Origin of the sequence: Limosilactobacillus vaginalis DSM 5837 = ATCC 49540 (assembly GCF_000159435.1) — a bacterium.
GTDB classification, from domain to species: domain Bacteria; phylum Bacillota; class Bacilli; order Lactobacillales; family Lactobacillaceae; genus Limosilactobacillus; species Limosilactobacillus vaginalis.
The window spans coordinates 1-241 of sequence record NZ_GG693470.1 but is presented as its reverse complement, the minus strand read 5'-3'; the positions used below and the strand labels follow the sequence as shown (position 1 = coordinate 241).

The following is a 241-nucleotide window of genomic DNA, read 5'->3' as shown; positions in this document are numbered from 1 at the left end:
ACCGATCTTGTCCATCTTGTTGACGAAGATCAGACGCGGAACATGGTACTTGTCGGCCTGGCGCCAGACGGTTTCCGTCTGCGGCTCGACGCCGGCATTGGCGTCCAGCAGGGCGACGGCACCGTCGAGCACGCGCAGCGAACGCTCGACTTCGATGGTGAAGTCCACGTGGCCAGGGGTGTCGATGATGTTGAAGCGGTGCTGCACGCCATCGCGCGACTTCCACGACGTGGTGGTCGCA

Annotated in this window: 1 protein-coding gene; it reads right to left on the bottom strand. The window is 63.1% G+C overall.

What is annotated here, in order from left to right; translation table 11 throughout:
• The coding region (locus tag HMPREF0549_RS09635; protein WP_154645773.1) for a GTP-binding protein at positions 1–241 on the bottom strand (241 nt) is incomplete at both ends.